This window comes from Phenylobacterium ferrooxidans (assembly GCF_042714595.1).
Taxonomy (GTDB): domain Bacteria; phylum Pseudomonadota; class Alphaproteobacteria; order Caulobacterales; family Caulobacteraceae; genus Phenylobacterium; species Phenylobacterium ferrooxidans.
On sequence record NZ_JAOTJD010000024.1, the window covers coordinates 15,269 to 30,220 of the forward strand.

Genomic DNA, 14,952 nt, shown 5'->3' on the forward strand with positions numbered 1-14,952 from the left:
TCCCGCTCATCCCGGCGAAGGCCGGGACCCAGGTGAAGCCCACCCAGCGCCCCAGATGAATCCGGATCCCGGCCTTCGCCGGGATGAGCGGTGGGGGGTTGAGGATACGCAGCGCTTCCTCGAGAACCGCGCCAAGCTCATCGACGGCCACGCCTATGATCCCGACTCCGAGCGGGACGCCTGTGGGGTGGGCCTGGTCTGCGCCCTGGACGGCCAGCCCCGCCGCGAGGTGGTGGAGCTGGCGATCCGGGCGTTGAAGAGCGTCTGGCACCGGGGCGCCATCGACGCCGACGGCAAGACCGGCGACGGCGCTGGCGTGCTGGTCAGCGTCCCGCAGGACTTCTTCGCCGACCAGGTGCAGCGCACGGGGCACAGGCTGCGGCCCGGCCCCATCGCCGTGGGTCAGGTCTTCCTGCCGCGCAACGACCTCAACGCCCAGGAGGCGGCCCGCACCATCGTCGAGGCCGAGGCCCTGCGGTTCGGCTTCTACATCTATGGCTGGCGCCAGGTGCCCACCGACACCCGGGTCATCGGCGAGAAGGCCAACGCCACGCGCCCGGAGATCGAGCAGATCATGCTGGCGGGTCCCGCCGGCCTGGAGGGCGAGGCCCTGGAGCGGGCGCTGTTCCTGTGCCGCAAGCGCATCGAGAAGCGTGTCGCCCAGGCCGGCATCCAGCAATTCTACCTGTGCTCCCTGTCGGCCCGTTCGCTGATCTACAAGGGCATGTTCCTGGCCGAGCACATCGACGCCTTCTATCCCGACCTGACCGACGCCCGGTTCACGGCGGCCGTGGCGATCTTCCACCAGCGCTATTCCACCAACACCTTCCCGGAATGGCGGCTGGCCCAGCCCTTCCGGATGCTGGCGCACAACGGCGAGATCAACACCAAGAAGGGCAACCTGAACTGGATGAAGAGCCACGAGATCCGCATGGCCGCCGACGCCTTCGGCGACTTCGGGGACGACGTGAAGCCGGTGATCCAGGACGCCAGCGGCTCGGACTCCATGGCGCTCGACAACACATTCGAGGTGCTGGTCCGGGCCGGCCGCGACGCTCCCATGGCCAAGGCCCTGCTGATCCCCGAGGCCTGGGCGCACAAGAGCGACGAACAGATCAGCCCGGCGCACAAGGCGCTCTACGCCTATTGCAACGCGGTGATGGAGCCCTGGGACGGACCGGCCGCCATCTGCGCCACCGACGGCCGCTGGGTGGTGGCCGGCAAGGACCGCAACGGCCTGCGGCCCCTGCGGGTGACCTATACCGACGACGGCTTGCTGATCATGGGCTCGGAGGCCGGCATGTGCCGGGTCGACGAGGCCCGCATCGTGCGCAAGGCCCACATCCAGCCCGGCCGGATGGTGGCCGTCGACCTCGCCGAGGGCCGCCTCTACGAGGAGGACGAGATCATCGACCGCCTGGCCGCCCAGCACCCCTATGACCAGTGGCTGGGCAACATGGTGGATCTGGAGGCCAAGATCGCGCCAGGCCCCGAGCCCCGCGCCTACGGCCGGGAGGAGCTGACGCGCCGCCAGGCCGCCGCCGGGATGAGCCTGGAGGACCTGGAGCTGCTGCTGGCCCCGATGATCGAGGACGGCAAGGAGGCGGTGGGCTCCATGGGCGACGACGCGCCCCTGGCGGTGCTGAGCGACCAGTACAGGCCGCTCTCCCATTTCTTCCGGCAGAACTTCAGCCAGGTGACCAACCCGCCGATCGATAGCTTGCGCGAAACCGGTGTCATGAGCCTGAAGACCCGGTTCAAGAACCTGGGCAACATCCTGGCCCAGGACGAGGCCCAGACCGACGTCTTCGTGCTGGAAAGCCCGGTGCTGACCACCGGCATGTACCAGCGGATCATGGGCTTCATCGGCGAGGGCACGGCGGCGGTGATCGACGCCACCATGCCGATCCCGGCCGCTAAGGGCCGGCCCGGCGACGCCCTGCGCGCCAATCTCGACCGCATCCGCGCCGAGGCCGAGGACGCCGCCCTGCGCGGCTGCGCCACCATCGTGCTGACCGACGAGGCCTCGGGGCCCGGGCGTGTGGGTCTGCCGATGATCCTGGCCACCGGCGGGGTCCACGCCTGGCTGGTGGCCAAGGGGCTACGTTCCTATGTCTCGATCATCGTCCGCTCGGCCGAGTGCCTCGACACCCATTATTTCGCGGTGCTGGTGGGGGTGGGGGCCACGGCGGTGAACGCCTATCTGGCCCAGGAGAGCTTCCAGGACCGGCTGGAGCGTGGCCTAGCGGGCGAGCTGACGCTCCACGACGTCTGCCGAAACTTCAAGCACGCCATCGAGGGCGGCCTGTTGAAGATCATCGCCAAGATGGGCATCGCGGTGATCTCCTCCTATCGCGGCGGCTACAACTTCGAGGCGGTGGGGCTGAGCCGCGCCCTGGTGGCGGAGTTCTTCCCCGGCATGCCCTCGCGCATCTCCGGCATCGGCCTGGCCGGTCTGGAGGCCAAGGCGGTCGAGGTGCATCGCCGCGCCTGGGACCCCGGGGCCATCAGCCTGCCGGTGGGAGGCCTCTACAAGGCGCGCGCCAGCGGCGAGAGCCACGCCTTCGAGGCGCGCATGATCCACACCCTGCAGGCCGCCTGCAACACCGGCGACTATGGCGCCTACCAGCGGTTCTCGGCGGGGATGGCCCGGCAGCCCACCATCCAGCTGCGCGACCTGCTGGACTGGCGGACCGGCGAACGTCCCGTGGCCCTGGACGAGGTCGAGAGCGTCAACGAGATCCGCAAGCGCTTCCTGACGCCCGGCATGAGCATGGGGGCTCTAAGCCCCGAGGCGCACGGGGTGTTGAACATCGCCATGAACCGCATCGGGGCCAAGAGCGTCTCCGGCGAGGGCGGGGAGGACGCGGCCCGCTACAAGCCCCTGCCCAACGGCGACAACCCCAACTCGGCGGTCAAGCAGATCGCCTCGGGACGGTTCGGGGTGACGGCGGAGTATCTCAACGAATGCCGCGAGATCGAGATCAAGGTCAGCCAGGGCGCCAAGCCCGGCGAGGGCGGGCAGCTGCCCGGCTTCAAGGTGACCGAGCTGATCGCCAAGCTGCGGCACGCGACGCCCGGCGTGATGCTGATCTCACCCCCGCCGCACCACGACATCTATTCCATCGAGGACCTGGCCCAGCTCATCTACGACCTGAAGCAGATCAACCCGACCGCGCGGGTCTGCGTGAAGCTGGTGGCCATGACCGGCATCGGGGCGATCGCGGCGGGCGTGGCCAAGGCCAAGGCCGATGTGATCCTGATCTCCGGCAATGTCGGCGGCACCGGGGCCTCCCCCCAGACCTCGATCAAGTACGCCGGCGGGCCCTGGGAGATGGGGCTCTCCGAGGCCAACCAGGTCCTGACCCTGAACAACCTGCGCCACTCGGTGCGGCTGCGGGCCGACGGGGGCATGCGCACGGGGCGCGATGTGGTGATCGCCGCCATGTTGGGGGCGGAAGAGTTCGGGATTGGAACAGCGAGCCTGATCGCCATGGGCTGCATCATGGTGCGCCAGTGCCATTCCAACACCTGCCCGGTGGGGGTCTGCACCCAGGACGAGGCCTTGCGGGAAAAGTTCTCCGGCAGCCCGGAGAAGGTGATCAACCTCTTCACCTTCATCGCCGAGGAGGTCCGCGAAATCCTGGCCTCGCTGGGCTTCCGCTCGATCCAGGAGATCGTCGGCCGCACCGACCTGTTGCAGCAGGTCTCACGCGGCGGCGAGCATCTCGATGATCTCGACCTCAACCCCCTGCTGGTGATGGCAGATCCGGGGTCGAACCCGCGCTATTGCGTGGTGGAGGGGCGCAATGAGGTGCCCGACACCCTGGACGCCCAGATCGTCCGCGACGCCGCCCCCCTGCTGGAGCGGGGCGAGAAGATGCAGCTGACCTACACGGTGCGGAACACCGCGCGCGCCATCGGTTCGCGGACCTCGTCGCATATCGTGCGACGGTTCGGGATGACCGGCCTGCCCGCCGGGCACCTGACCGTGCAGCTCAAGGGCTCGGCGGGACAGAGCCTGGGGGCCTTCGCGGTCCAGGGCCTGCGCATCGAGCTGACCGGCGAGGCCAACGACTATGTCGGCAAGGGCCTGTCGGGGGCGACCATCATCCTGCGGCCTTCGCCGCACCTGGCGGCGCCGGAGGCCAACGCCATCCTGGGCAACACGGTGCTCTATGGGGCCACCTCGGGGCGGTTGTTCGCGGCGGGTCTGGCGGGGGAGCGGTTCGGGGTGCGCAATTCCGGGGCCGTGACGGTGGTCGAGGGCTGCGGCGCCAACGGCCTGGAATACATGACCGGCGGGCGGGCGGTGATCCTGGGGCCGGTGGGCTTCAACTTCGCCGCCGGCATGACCGGGGGCATGGCGTTTGTGCTGGACCTGCACGACCGCTTCCTCACCCACCTCAACACCGACAGCGTGGTGGTGCAGCGGATCGGGACCCGGGCCTGGGAGGCGGAGCTGAGGGGGCTGGTGGAGGAGCATGCGCGGGAGACCGGCTCGGCCTTCGCCGCCGGCATCCTGCGCGACTGGGACCGGCATCTTGGGAAGTTCTGGCAGGTGGTCCCCAAGGAGATGGTGCACCGCCTGGACCAGCCACTGGCCGAGGAAGAGGCGGTGCATCACCGGGCGTAGCTCTGTGGGTCTGAGAGCCCCCCAAGAGTTGGAACCACGAACCACACGAACGTCACGAACGGGCAGCTTCACTCTCTCAGTGTCATCCCGGCCGCAGCGAAGCGGAGGGCCGAGACCCAGATGCGCTGGACGTGCCGGAAGCCCAGCACCTCTGGATCCCGCACTTCCGGCCTTCGGCCTGCATGCGGGATGACACCCTTTGTTTGTTCGTGTGGTTCGTGTGGTTCGTGGACGATCTAATCTGAGCTGACGCCCGCGCGGCGAGAAGGCTCTACGCCACCTCCACCCCCACATAGCGCGCCCGCGGCCGGATCAGGGCGCCGGTCTGGCCCTGTTCGATGGCGTGGGCGATCCAGCCGGCGCAGCGGGCGGTGGCGAAGAGGGCGAAGGGGGCGTCGCGGGGCAGCTTGAGGGCGTCGGACATGGCGACCAGGGCGAAGTCGATATTGGGCGCCAGGCCGGTGATGTCCTCAGCCGCCGATCGCAGGCTGGCCATCTCCGGGGTCAGCTTGAAGCGGTCCAGCAGGGCGGCGGCGCGGGGATCGTGGTCGGGATAGAGTTGGTGGCCGAAGCCCGGCAGCAGGCGATCCTCGGCCAGGCGGGCGGCGATGACATTGCGCGCCCCGCCCTGGGCGGCCTCGGCCGAAAAGCCCCGGATCGCGGCCGGCGCCCCGCCGTGACGCGGGCCTGAAAGGGTGGCCAGACCCGCCAGGGCGGCAGCGGCCAGGGACGCCCCCGTCGAGGCGGCCACCCGGGCGGCGAAGGCCGAGGGGTTGAGCTCGTGGTCGGCCAGCAGCACCAGCACCCGGCGCACCAGGTCCGCCCCCGGTCCTCCGGGGCCCAGACCCCAGGCGAAGGCCAGGCGGTTGTGGATCGCCCCGCCGCCCACCTCGCCGGCGATGGCGTCGGTGAGCACGTCCAGCAGGGTGGCGGCCTCGACGGCCAGGGCCAGGGGGTGGCGGCCGAGCGCCGGGGCGTCCACGCCGGCCCTTGCAGCCAGGGCCAGGAAGGCGCGCGCGGTCATGTCCGCCCCCTCCGGCGGCTGGGGACGGTCGGTGCGCTTCAGGGCCGCGCCGTGGCCGCCGCGCAGCAGGCGGGCGACGGATTCCAGGGTCTCGGTCTCCGCCAACTCGACGGCGTCGCGGCCGCGATAGAACAGCCGGCCCTGGGAAATGGTGGTGATGGCTGAGACCAATACAGGTTCGCCCCAGGCGATGGCGCCGGCCGCCACCTCCGAGGCCTTGCGGCTGCGGGTCTTGCGCTGAACCAGGGCTGTGATGTCGGCGGCCCGATAGAGGCTGCGGCGCGGATCGCCCGGATCGACGCGGGTCTGGACCCGGCCGCGGCTGACATAGGCGTAGAGGGTCTGGGGCCGCACGCCCAACTGTGCGCGGGCCTCGTCGGCGCCGATCCAGTCATTGGCCTTGGTCTGAGACATCATATATTGATTATATTGATCAAGATTGACGCGTCCAGCTTGGCGGCAAATATCGCGCTTAGCAAGTTTGGAAAAAGGAGGTCCTCCCATGTCGGACGGACTGGAAGACGTCATCGCCGCCCACACCGTGATGTCCGACGTGGACGGGGCGGCGGGCCGCTTGATCATCCGCGGCCGGTCGCTGGACGACCTGGCCGGGCGCGCCAGCTTCGAGGAGGTCACCCGTCTGTTGTGGGACGGGTTCTTCGACCACCTGCCCGCCGATCTGGCTGGGCCCCTGGCCGCCGCCCGCGCCGAGGTGTTCGCCGAGGTCTCGGCGATGGACACCGGCATCCTGTCGCTCAGCCCCATCGAGGCCATGCGGGCCCTGACCGCCAGGCTGTCGGACGGAGACGACCTGGCGGTCGCCCTGCGACTGCTGGCCGCCCCGGCGGTGTTCACCGCCGCGGTGGTGCGGGGCCAGGCCGGCGAGGCGCCCATCGCACCGGACGCCTCGCTTGGGCACGCGGCCGACATCCTGCGCATGCTGGGCAAGGCGCCCAGTCAAGCCGAGGCCGAGGCGCTGGACACCTATCTGGTGACGGTGAGCGACCATGGGCTGAACGCCTCGACCTTCGCCGCCCGGGTGGTGGCCTCGACACGGGCCGGCATTGGGTCGGCGGTGCTGGCCGGGATCAGCGCCCTGAAGGGGCCGCTGCACGGCGGGGCGCCGGGACCGATCATCGACATGCTGGACGGGATCGGCGGCGCGGAGAACGCCCGGCCGTGGATCGAGGCGGCGCTCGCCCGCGGCGACCGGCTGATGGGCTTCGGGCACCGGGTCTACCGGGTCCGCGACCCCCGCGCCGACGCCCTGAAGCTCGCCATCCGGCGGATGGGGACCCGCAGCGGGCGGCTGGAGTTCGCCGAAGCCGTGGAGCGGGCGGTGCTGGAGATCCTCAAGGCCCACAAGCCCGACCGCAGCCTGGACACCAATGTGGAGTTCTACACCGCCCTGCTGCTGGAGGCCCTGGCCTTCCCGCCGTCGGCCTTCACCTGCGTGTTCGCCATGGGCCGCACCGCGGGCTGGATCGCCCATGCGCGGGAGCAGCTGGCGGGCGGGCGCCTGATCCGGCCGCAGTCGGTCTATGTGGGGCCGACGCCCCGCGTGGCCGCCTGACGCCATATTTGAGCGGGATGCGGGCGGAAAACCGGTCCCCACTTTTCCTCATCCCGCTCCCTGAGAGTCGTTAGCGCTGGGGCGACGTGCATAGGCGCACTAGATAGGGTCCATGCACGCCCCAGCAGGCCTCGACCCCAAAGCCGCCGCCGCCCTGACGCGGAAGATCACCCTGCTGTCGGTGGCCACCGCCACGGTGCTGGTGGTGATCAAGGGCGGGGTCTGGCTGATCTCCGGCTCGGTGGCGCTGCTGGCCTCGGCGGCGGACTCGGGGCTGGATCTGATCGCCAGCCTGGTGACCTTCTACGCCGTCCGCTACGCCCAGGCGCCGCCGGACGCCGAGCATCGCTTCGGGCACGGCAAGGCCGAGGCCTTCGCCAGCCTGACCCAGGCGGGCCTGGTGTTCGCCTCGGCAGCCCTGATCGGCCAGGAGGCCATCGTCCACATCGTGAACCCCACCCCGGTGGCCAATGAGGGCTGGGCGGTGGCGGTGATGGCGGTCTCCACCGTGCTGACCGTGATGCTGATCCTCGCCCAGGGCCGGGTGCTGAAACAGACCAACTCCGTGGCGGTCTCGGGCGACCGGGCCCACTATCTCACCGACGTGGCCTCCAACCTGATCGCGCTGCTCGGCATCGGGGCGGCGGCCTTGCTGGGCTTCAACAGCCTCGACGCCATCGCCGGCCTGATTGTGGCGGCTTTGCTGCTGTGGGCCGCCATCGGGGTGTTCCGCGAGGCCTCAGGCCAGCTGATGGACCATGAGCTGCCCGACGCCGACCGCGCCCGCATCGTCGAGCTGGTGAGCCAGGACCCGCGCCTCAGCGATGTCCACCAGCTTCGCACCCGGGCTTCGGGGCCGTTCATCCATATGCAGATGCACGTGGACATCGATCCGGTCCTCACCCTGGAGGCCGCCCATCGCCTCATCGTGGAGGCCGAGACCCGCATCCTGGCCGAGTTTCCCCACGCCGACATCCTGATCCACGCCGACCCGCGCGGCCGCGCCGAGCCGCACGGCGGCGCCTTCGCCGAACAGGCGCAGTAAACGCGCCCTTAACGCAGGCCATGTTAGGCCGCTTCGTTCCCATGACCCCCGACCGCACCCTGCACCACTTCCCCCTCGACCCCGCCTCGCGCCAGGTGCGTCTGGCCTTGGGGGAGAAGCGCCTGGCGTTTGTCGAGAACCCGGTGCGCTACTGGGAGCGCCCCAAGGAGCTGGTGAGCCTGAACGCCTCGGGCCTGACCCCGGTGCTCACCGAAGGGTCCCTGGTGCTCTGCGAGAGCCGGGCGATCCTGGATCACCTGGAGGAGACCTATCCCGAACCTGCCCTGCTGGGACGCGAGCCCGGCGAACGGGCCGAGGCGCGGCGCCTGCTGCAGTGGTTCGACCGCAAGTTCGACTACGAGGTCGGCGGCTTCATCCTGCACGAGAAGATGGAGAAGCGTCTGCTGGGCCTGGGGGCGCCGGACCTGGCCTCCCTGCGCCAGGGCCGCGAGGCGTTGCGCGGCCACATGCTCTATATCGACAGCCTGCTGGCTGACCGCGACTGGCTGGCTGGGACCCGGCTGTCGCTGGCGGATTTCGCGGCGGCGGCCCATCTGTCGGTGATCGACTATTTCGGCGACGTGCCCTGGGCGGACTTCCAAGCCGTCAAGACCTGGTACATGAAGCTGAAATCGAGGCCGGCCTTCCGGCCGCTGCTGGCCGACCGCTGGCCCGGCCTCGCGCCGGCGCCGCATTATGACGACCTCGACTTCTGAGCTGATCCGCGAGAAGGCGGCCGAGCTGGGCTTCGACGCCTGCCGCTTCGCAGCGGTAGGCGAGGCCTGGGCGGCAGGCGGCCGACTGCACGCCTTCATCGACCACGGCCGTCACGGCGAGATGGACTGGATGGCCACCACCGCCGAGCGCCGGGCGCACCCCAACGCCATGTGGGGCGGGGCCCGCAGCGCGATCATGCTGGGGGTCAATTACGGCCCCGACGCCAATCCGCTCGAGGCCCTGGCCCATGGGGACCGCGGGGTGATCTCGGCCTACGCCCAGGGCGACGACTATCATGAGCTGATCAAAGGGCGGCTGAAGCAGCTGGCCGGTTGGCTGGCCTCCAGGTTCGGCGGCGAGCTGAAGGTGTTCGTCGACACCGCGCCGCTGATGGAGAAACCCCTGGCGGCCCGAGCCGGCCTGGGCTGGCAAGGCAAGCACACCAACCTGGTGAGCCGCGAGTTCGGATCCTGGCTGTTCCTGGGGTCCATCCTGACCGAGCTGGAACTCGCCCCCGATGCGCCGGAGGCGGAGCACTGCGGATCCTGCCAGGCCTGCCTGGACATCTGCCCGACCAAGGCCTTCCCGGCGCCGTTCCAACTGGATGCCCGGCGCTGCATCTCCTACCTGACCATCGAGCTGAAGGGGCCGATCCCGCGAGAGTTCCGCGCCGCGCTGGGCAACCGCATCTATGGCTGCGACGACTGCCTGGCGGTCTGTCCCTGGAACAAGTTCGCCGCCACGGCCCGCGAACAGCGGCTGCACGCCCGCGACGCCCTGAGGGCGCCCGGCCTGCGGGACCTGGCGGGGCTGGACGATGCGGGGTTCCGGGCGCTGTTCTCCAAGAGCCCGGTCAAGCGGATCGGCCGCGAGCGGTTCGTGAGGAACGTGCTCTACGCGGTGGGCAATTCAGGCGACGCCGGATTGGCGGAGGTGGCGCAGGCGCGGCTGGCCGATCCGTCGCCCCTGGTGCGCGGGGCGGCGGTGTGGGCGCTCTCGCGGTTGTTGGGGCCCGCGGCCTTCGAGGTGTTGCGGGTCGCCCAGGCCGAGACAGATCCCGAAGTTCTCGCTGAGTGGGCTGATTTTCCTCCCCCGTTCACGGGGTAAGAAAGGTCAGGCCTGCCAGCTCGGCATGGCGTCTGAGGCTTGGGCGGCTTTGGCCCGCACGAAGCCGTCGCGGGTTTGCAGCCTCGCCCAGTAGTCCGCCACGGCGGGTGAAAATCGCGCGTCCAGCCCCAGGGTCTCCGCCAGCAGCAGGGCGTAGCCCACCGAGATGTCCGCCCCGGTGAAGCGCCCCGCGCAGTACCAGCCGCCGTTCGCCGCCAGCCTCGGCTCCAGCCCCTTCAGACGGGCGGTGAACCAGCGGCCGTAGTCGTCGGCGACCTGGGGGTTGCGGCGGTCCTGGGGCTCCAGGCGCGTGTAGCGGAGCACCAGGGTCTGGGGAAAGGTGAGCGTCGCCTCGCCGAAGTGGAGGCCGTTCAGCCAGTCGCCATAGGCGGGATCGCCGGGCTCCACCGACAGGATCGAGGGACCGTCACGGGTGGCGAGATACTGTACGATGGCCGCGCTCTCGGTCATCCGGGTCGCGCCATCCACCAAGAGCGGGATGGTGCCCAGGGGATTCTCCGCCAGGTAGTCGGGCGCCAGGACCCGGGGCGGGAAGGGCAGCAGCTTCAGCTCATAGGGAACGCCAAGCTCCTCCAGGGCCCAGAGAGCCCGGAAGGAGCGCGCGTCGGCGCAATGATAGAGCGTCAGGCGCATGGATCAGTCAGCGTAGACCGCCGCGCGCTTCTGCATGTTGGACATCACCGCCTCGATCTGGTTGGGCGAGCCGATGAGGGCGCCCTGTTCCTGGCTCTCCGCCAGCAGCATGGCGTGCTGGTCGGCGTCGTAGGCCATGTCCAGCAGGCGCTTGGAACCCCGAATCGCGTCCGGGCTCTTGGAGGCGATCTCGGCGGCCAGGGCCAGGGCCTCGGCGCGGGGATCGGCGCAGACCCGGGTGGCGAAACCGAGCCGCAGGGCCTCCTCGCCGTCGAAGATGCGGCCGGTATAGGTCAGCTCCCGGGCCACGTCGTCGCGCACCAGGCGCTTCATCAGCACCAGGCCGCCCATGTCAGGGACCAGGCCCCACTTGATCTCCATCACCGCCATGCGGGTGTCGGGGGTGACGAAGCGCAGGTCGGCGCCGAGCGCCAGCTGGAAGCCGCCGCCGAAGGCCACGCCGTGGATGGCGGCGATCACCGGCACGGTCTGCTCACGCCAGACCATCACCGCGTGCTGGGCGCGGTTAGAGCCGCCCGGCGTGCGCTTGGGCGTCAGCAGGGCCTCGCCGGTGGAGGACTGGCCGCCCGAGCGTTCGCCCGAGGCCATCTTGCCGAAATTGCCCATGTCGAGACCGGCGCAGAAGGCCTTGCCCTCCCCCGACAGTACGATGGCGCGCACGCCCGGCCGGGTCTTCAGGTCCTCGCCGGTGTCGATCAGGGCCTGAAACATGTGGTCGTCGAGGGCGTTCATCTTGTCGGTGCGGACCAGGCGCACATCGGCGACGCCGTCCTTCAGATCAACCTTGATGCGGTCTTCCATGACGGGCTCCTTCAGAGGGGTCGGGCGCGCACGGCCACGTAGCCGGCGCGAGGGAAGTGGATGTGCAGGGCGCCGAGATCGGCGGAGTTGCGGGCGATCACCAGGCGGTCGACGGTGGCGGCCACCAGGGTCCCGGCGATGGGGTCGCGGCCATAGTCGTCGGCCATCACCGTCACATGGGTTCCGGGATCAAGACCGAGGGGATCGGCGGGATCATGAGCCGGCGGCGGCCCGGGCTGTGTGTCGCGGGCGATCTCCAGGGCCACCCGGCCGGCCATCTCCTCGCGGGCGCCTTCGCCCAGCGCCATCATCTTCTCGGCCCAGTCTGGGATGCGGGTGAGACCCGCCGTCAGGGCCTTGGCCGTCGCGGGCAGGACATTGCTGAGCCAGACGATATTCATATAGGCCGCCACGTCCGCCAGCCCCGGTTTGTCGCCGGACAGGAAGGGGCGCCCGGCCAGGCCCTGGTCGATCCAGGCGGCGTGGGCCCGCCATTGCGGCCGCATGACGCCGGCCGCGCGCTTCATGGCGGCGACGTCGAAGGGGCGGCCTGACAACTTCTCGCGGTCGTCGATGAAGGCCTTGGGGACGGCGTCGCCGATCTCGCCGAAGATCACCGGCACGGTGGTCTGGAAGAACAGACGGTCGGCCCAGAAATTCACCGCCCAGTCGGGACCGGTGACGGCGGGCGGATTGGGCGCCCGGCGTTCGATCTCGGCCAGGATCACCTGGGTGTCGCAATAGACATCGGCGCCGATCTGCATGACCGGCGCGCGGCGATAGCCGCCGGTCAGCGGGGTCAGGTCGGGCTTGGGCATCATGTTCGGCGTGATCACCGAGGACCAGGCCAGCCCCTTGAGCCCCAGGAAACAGCGCACCTTCTGGGAGAAGGGCGAGGCCTCGTAGTGGTGCAGGATGATCCCGATCATGACGTCTCCCTGAGCCGGCTCTTGGGCCGGTAGGGGCTTACGCTGTCACGGAATTGACCGCCGCGAAACTCTGACGCCGCGTCAGGAGAAGGGGCCAGTGGTCAGGCCGCCGTCCAGCCGCCGTCCACCGAGAGGTTGGCGCCGGTCATCTGCTTGGCGGCCGGCGAGCAGAGGAAGACGGCGATGGCGGCGACCTCCTCGGGCGTCACGAACTGCTTGGTCGGCTGGGCGGCCAGCAGGACGTCGTTGATCACCTGGTCGCGGGTCAGGTTGCGCGAGGCCATGGTGGCGGGGATCTGGTTCTCCACCAGGGGGGTCCAGACATAGCCGGGGCTGATGCAGTTGACGGTCACGCCATGGGGCGCGAGTTCCAGGGCCGCGGTCTTGGTGAGGCCCACGACCCCGTGCTTGGCGGCCACATAGGCCGACTTGAAGGGTGAGGCCACCAGGCTGTGGGCCGAGGCGGTGGAGATGATCCGCCCCCAGCCGCGGGACTTCATGCCCGGGACCACCGCGCGGATCGCATGGAAGGCCGCCGACAGGTTGATGGCGATGATCTGGTCCCACTTCTCCAGGGGAAAGTCCTCGATGGGGGAGACGAACTGCACCCCGGCATTGTTGACCAGCACGTCCACGGCGCCCAGTTCGGCCTGCGCCTGGGCCACCATGGCGGCGATCTCGGTGGGCCGGGTCATGTCAGCGCCGGAATAGATCGCCCTGACGCCGAATTCCGCCTCGATCCCGGCCCGCGCCGCTTCGATGTCCTCGGCGGCCCCGAAGCCGTTGATCAGGACGTTGGCCCCCTCCGCGGCGAAGGCGCGGGCGATGGCCAGGCCGATGCCGCTGGTGGAGCCGGTGACGACGGCGGATTTCGATTGCAGGATCATGGCGGCGTCCTTGGAGCGAGCCGAATTCGATCGGCCTCAAGGCTCATATTGCGGCGCACAATGAACACAAGACAAGACTGATCGACGAGCTAGCTGTCCCTGTCGCCCAGCACCGGGATGGCCGGTTCGCTCGACAGGCTCTCGAGGATCGGAGCCTCGGCGTACTGGGCGTCGCGGGTGTCGAGGTCGCGGCGGATCTGCGCGTGGCGCTCGGCGTCGAGGCGCCATCCGATGACACAGGCGCCCCCCAGCATGACGAAGACGATGGGGCCGGCGATATAGGCCCATTCCAGGCTGCGGATCGCGCCCTCGGTGTTCACCGCCCCTTCGGTGGGGTTGTATCCAAGCCGCTGCAGCAGGGGGAAGGTGACGCCGATGGCGAAGGCGCCGGCGATCTTCGCGGCCAGGGCGTTGAGGGCGTAGATCAGGCTCAGCCGCTCCTGGCCCTGTTCCAGCCGCACCTCGTCGCCGACATCGGCCAGCATGGCGCGGATCATCAGGTCGAAGCCGGCGGCCATGAAGCCGCACCAGAACATGGCCGGAATGGCGGCGGCGACATTGCCCTTGGGCAGGATCATCACCATGCACAGGCCGATGGAATAGGCCGTGGTGGTGACCATCAGGGTGCGGTGCTTGGAGAGCCGCCGCGCCAGCAGGGCGGTGAGCGGCGCGCCGGCGATCCCCGCCAGGACATAGATCAGCAGCAGGATCGAGGCCTCGGTGGCGGTGAAGCCGCGGCTGTCGGTGAAGAAGAAGATGTAGAGGGCGCTCATCCAACCGGGACCCAGGGTCAGGGCCATCTGCGCCAGGAACAGGCGCAGCAGGTCGGGCTTCACCAGCAGGGACCAATAGTCGCGAAGCCGGAAGCGAGGATGGTCTGTCTCGGGCGCGATGATTTCCGGAGTCCGCAGCAGCATCCAGATCATCGAGACCGGGATGAGCCAGAAGATGAACCAGCCCATGTCGGGGACGATCTCGGTGGCGTCACGGCCAAGGGCCTCGGCGCCAATGGGGATCAGCAGCACCACCACCGCGCCGATGACGCCCAGGGCGGCGACCACGCCAAACAGGCGGGAACGCTCGTGATACTCCTTGGAGAGGTTCGCGCCCCAGGCCGAATGGCCCAGGCCGAGGATCGAGGTGCCCAGGTAGAAGACCAGCAGCCACCCGATCAGGTAGACAAGGCCGATGCCGTGCGGCGCCTGGAAGAGGGCGAAGACTGAGAGCATCAGGACCGGCGCGCCCAGGAGCATCCAGAACCGGTAGCGGCCGAGCCGCGTGCGGGTCCGGTCCATGATGACGCCGAGCACCGGATCCACGCCGATGTCCAACAGCCGAACCGTCATCCAGGCCCCGCCCACCACCGCCAGGCTGACCCCCAGGTTGCTGGCGAAATAGGGAGGGAGATAGACCGCCACGGCGACGGCCAGCGCGCCCAGCGGCAGGTTCGAGAGCGCAAACCCGAGGATGGTGGGCAGGCTGAGCCTGCTGGAGCCTGACGCGCCTGGGTTCACGAAACCTGCTCCCGACCGGCGCCGCTCGACCGTGGCGCTTCGGC

At 69.6% G+C, this 14,952-nt stretch carries 11 protein-coding genes; 5 read left to right on the forward strand and 6 right to left on the reverse strand.

Annotated features, from left to right (window positions below; translation table 11 throughout):
- Positions 1 to 55: 55 nt before the first annotated feature.
- Positions 56 to 4,636 carry a glutamate synthase large subunit gene (gltB, locus tag OCL97_RS13265; RefSeq protein ID WP_377370447.1) on the forward strand — a complete coding sequence of 1,527 codons (4,581 nt, stop codon included), beginning with the start codon at positions 56 to 58 and terminating at the stop codon, positions 4,634 to 4,636.
- Positions 4,637 to 4,907: 271 nt separating this feature from the next.
- Here the strand turns inward: gltB and OCL97_RS13270 are convergent, their stop codons facing one another.
- On the reverse strand, positions 4,908 to 6,077 hold the full coding sequence (locus OCL97_RS13270; RefSeq protein ID WP_377370448.1) for a citrate/2-methylcitrate synthase: 1,170 nt from the start codon (positions 6,075 to 6,077) through the stop codon (positions 4,908 to 4,910).
- Between the two features lie 85 nt (positions 6,078 to 6,162).
- On the opposite strand from OCL97_RS13270, the gene OCL97_RS13275 reads away from it, so the two are divergent.
- The 4 genes from OCL97_RS13275 to queG all read left to right on the forward strand — a co-directional run bounded on the left by OCL97_RS13275 (position 6,163) and on the right by queG (position 10,102).
- On the forward strand, positions 6,163 to 7,233 hold the full coding sequence (locus OCL97_RS13275; RefSeq protein WP_377370449.1) for a citrate synthase/methylcitrate synthase: 1,071 nt from the start codon (positions 6,163 to 6,165) through the stop codon (positions 7,231 to 7,233).
- Between the two features lie 112 nt (positions 7,234 to 7,345).
- The gene (locus tag OCL97_RS13280) at positions 7,346 to 8,278 is read left to right on the forward strand and encodes a cation diffusion facilitator family transporter (RefSeq protein WP_377370450.1); all 933 of its coding nucleotides are present in this window, start codon (positions 7,346 to 7,348) and stop codon (positions 8,276 to 8,278) included.
- A 41-nt stretch (positions 8,279 to 8,319) separates the two neighbouring features.
- Positions 8,320 to 8,994, forward strand: a complete 675-nt coding sequence (fzlA, locus tag OCL97_RS13285; protein WP_304776472.1) for an FtsZ-binding protein FzlA — start codon at positions 8,320 to 8,322, stop codon at positions 8,992 to 8,994.
- A complete protein-coding gene (gene queG, locus OCL97_RS13290) occupies positions 8,975 to 10,102 on the forward strand; it encodes a tRNA epoxyqueuosine(34) reductase QueG (protein ID WP_377370451.1) in 1,128 nt (375 codons plus the stop codon). The genes fzlA and queG overlap by 20 nt, the downstream gene beginning before the upstream one ends.
- 6 nt (positions 10,103 to 10,108) lie before the next feature.
- On the opposite strand, the gene OCL97_RS13295 is transcribed toward queG, so the two are convergent.
- The 5 genes from OCL97_RS13295 to OCL97_RS13315 form a co-directional block, all read right to left on the reverse strand.
- Positions 10,109 to 10,756: a glutathione S-transferase family protein gene (locus OCL97_RS13295; protein ID WP_377370452.1), complete on the reverse strand. Its 648-nt coding sequence runs from the start codon at positions 10,754 to 10,756 to the stop codon at positions 10,109 to 10,111.
- Between the two features lie 3 nt (positions 10,757 to 10,759).
- Complete coding sequence (locus OCL97_RS13300) at positions 10,760 to 11,578, reverse strand: crotonase/enoyl-CoA hydratase family protein (protein ID WP_377370453.1); 819 nt, start codon at positions 11,576 to 11,578, stop codon at positions 10,760 to 10,762.
- An 11-nt stretch (positions 11,579 to 11,589) separates the two neighbouring features.
- On the reverse strand, positions 11,590 to 12,507 hold the full coding sequence (locus tag OCL97_RS13305; protein WP_377370454.1) for a glutathione S-transferase family protein: 918 nt from the start codon (positions 12,505 to 12,507) through the stop codon (positions 11,590 to 11,592).
- Between the two features lie 101 nt (positions 12,508 to 12,608).
- Positions 12,609 to 13,394 (reverse strand): 3-hydroxybutyrate dehydrogenase, encoded by a 786-nt coding sequence (locus OCL97_RS13310; RefSeq protein WP_377370455.1) that lies wholly within the window; start codon positions 13,392 to 13,394, stop codon positions 12,609 to 12,611.
- Positions 13,395 to 13,483: 89 nt separating this feature from the next.
- Complete coding sequence (locus OCL97_RS13315) at positions 13,484 to 14,908, reverse strand: MFS transporter (protein WP_377370456.1); 1,425 nt, start codon at positions 14,906 to 14,908, stop codon at positions 13,484 to 13,486.
- Positions 14,909 to 14,952: the final 44 nt, after the last annotated feature.

What these genes read in the sequence shown, in the direction of transcription:
- OCL97_RS13310 (WP_377370455.1), bottom strand. Translation starts at nt 13,394, where the DNA reads ATGATCCTGCAATCGAAATCCGCCGTCGTCACCGGCTCCACCAGCGGC.
- OCL97_RS13275 (WP_377370449.1), top strand. Translation starts at nt 6,163, where the DNA reads ATGTCGGACGGACTGGAAGACGTCATCGCCGCCCACACCGTGATGTCC.
- OCL97_RS13295 (WP_377370452.1), bottom strand. Translation starts at nt 10,756, where the DNA reads ATGCGCCTGACGCTCTATCATTGCGCCGACGCGCGCTCCTTCCGGGCT.
- OCL97_RS13280 (WP_377370450.1), top strand. Translation starts at nt 7,346, where the DNA reads ATGCACGCCCCAGCAGGCCTCGACCCCAAAGCCGCCGCCGCCCTGACG.
- OCL97_RS13270 (WP_377370448.1), bottom strand. Translation starts at nt 6,077, where the DNA reads ATGATGTCTCAGACCAAGGCCAATGACTGGATCGGCGCCGACGAGGCC.
- OCL97_RS13305 (WP_377370454.1), bottom strand. Translation starts at nt 12,507, where the DNA reads ATGATCGGGATCATCCTGCACCACTACGAGGCCTCGCCCTTCTCCCAG.
- gltB (WP_377370447.1), top strand. Translation starts at nt 56, where the DNA reads ATGAATCCGGATCCCGGCCTTCGCCGGGATGAGCGGTGGGGGGTTGAG.
- queG (WP_377370451.1), top strand. Translation starts at nt 8,975, where the DNA reads ATGACGACCTCGACTTCTGAGCTGATCCGCGAGAAGGCGGCCGAGCTG.
- OCL97_RS13300 (WP_377370453.1), bottom strand. Translation starts at nt 11,578, where the DNA reads ATGGAAGACCGCATCAAGGTTGATCTGAAGGACGGCGTCGCCGATGTG.
- fzlA (WP_304776472.1), top strand. Translation starts at nt 8,320, where the DNA reads ATGACCCCCGACCGCACCCTGCACCACTTCCCCCTCGACCCCGCCTCG.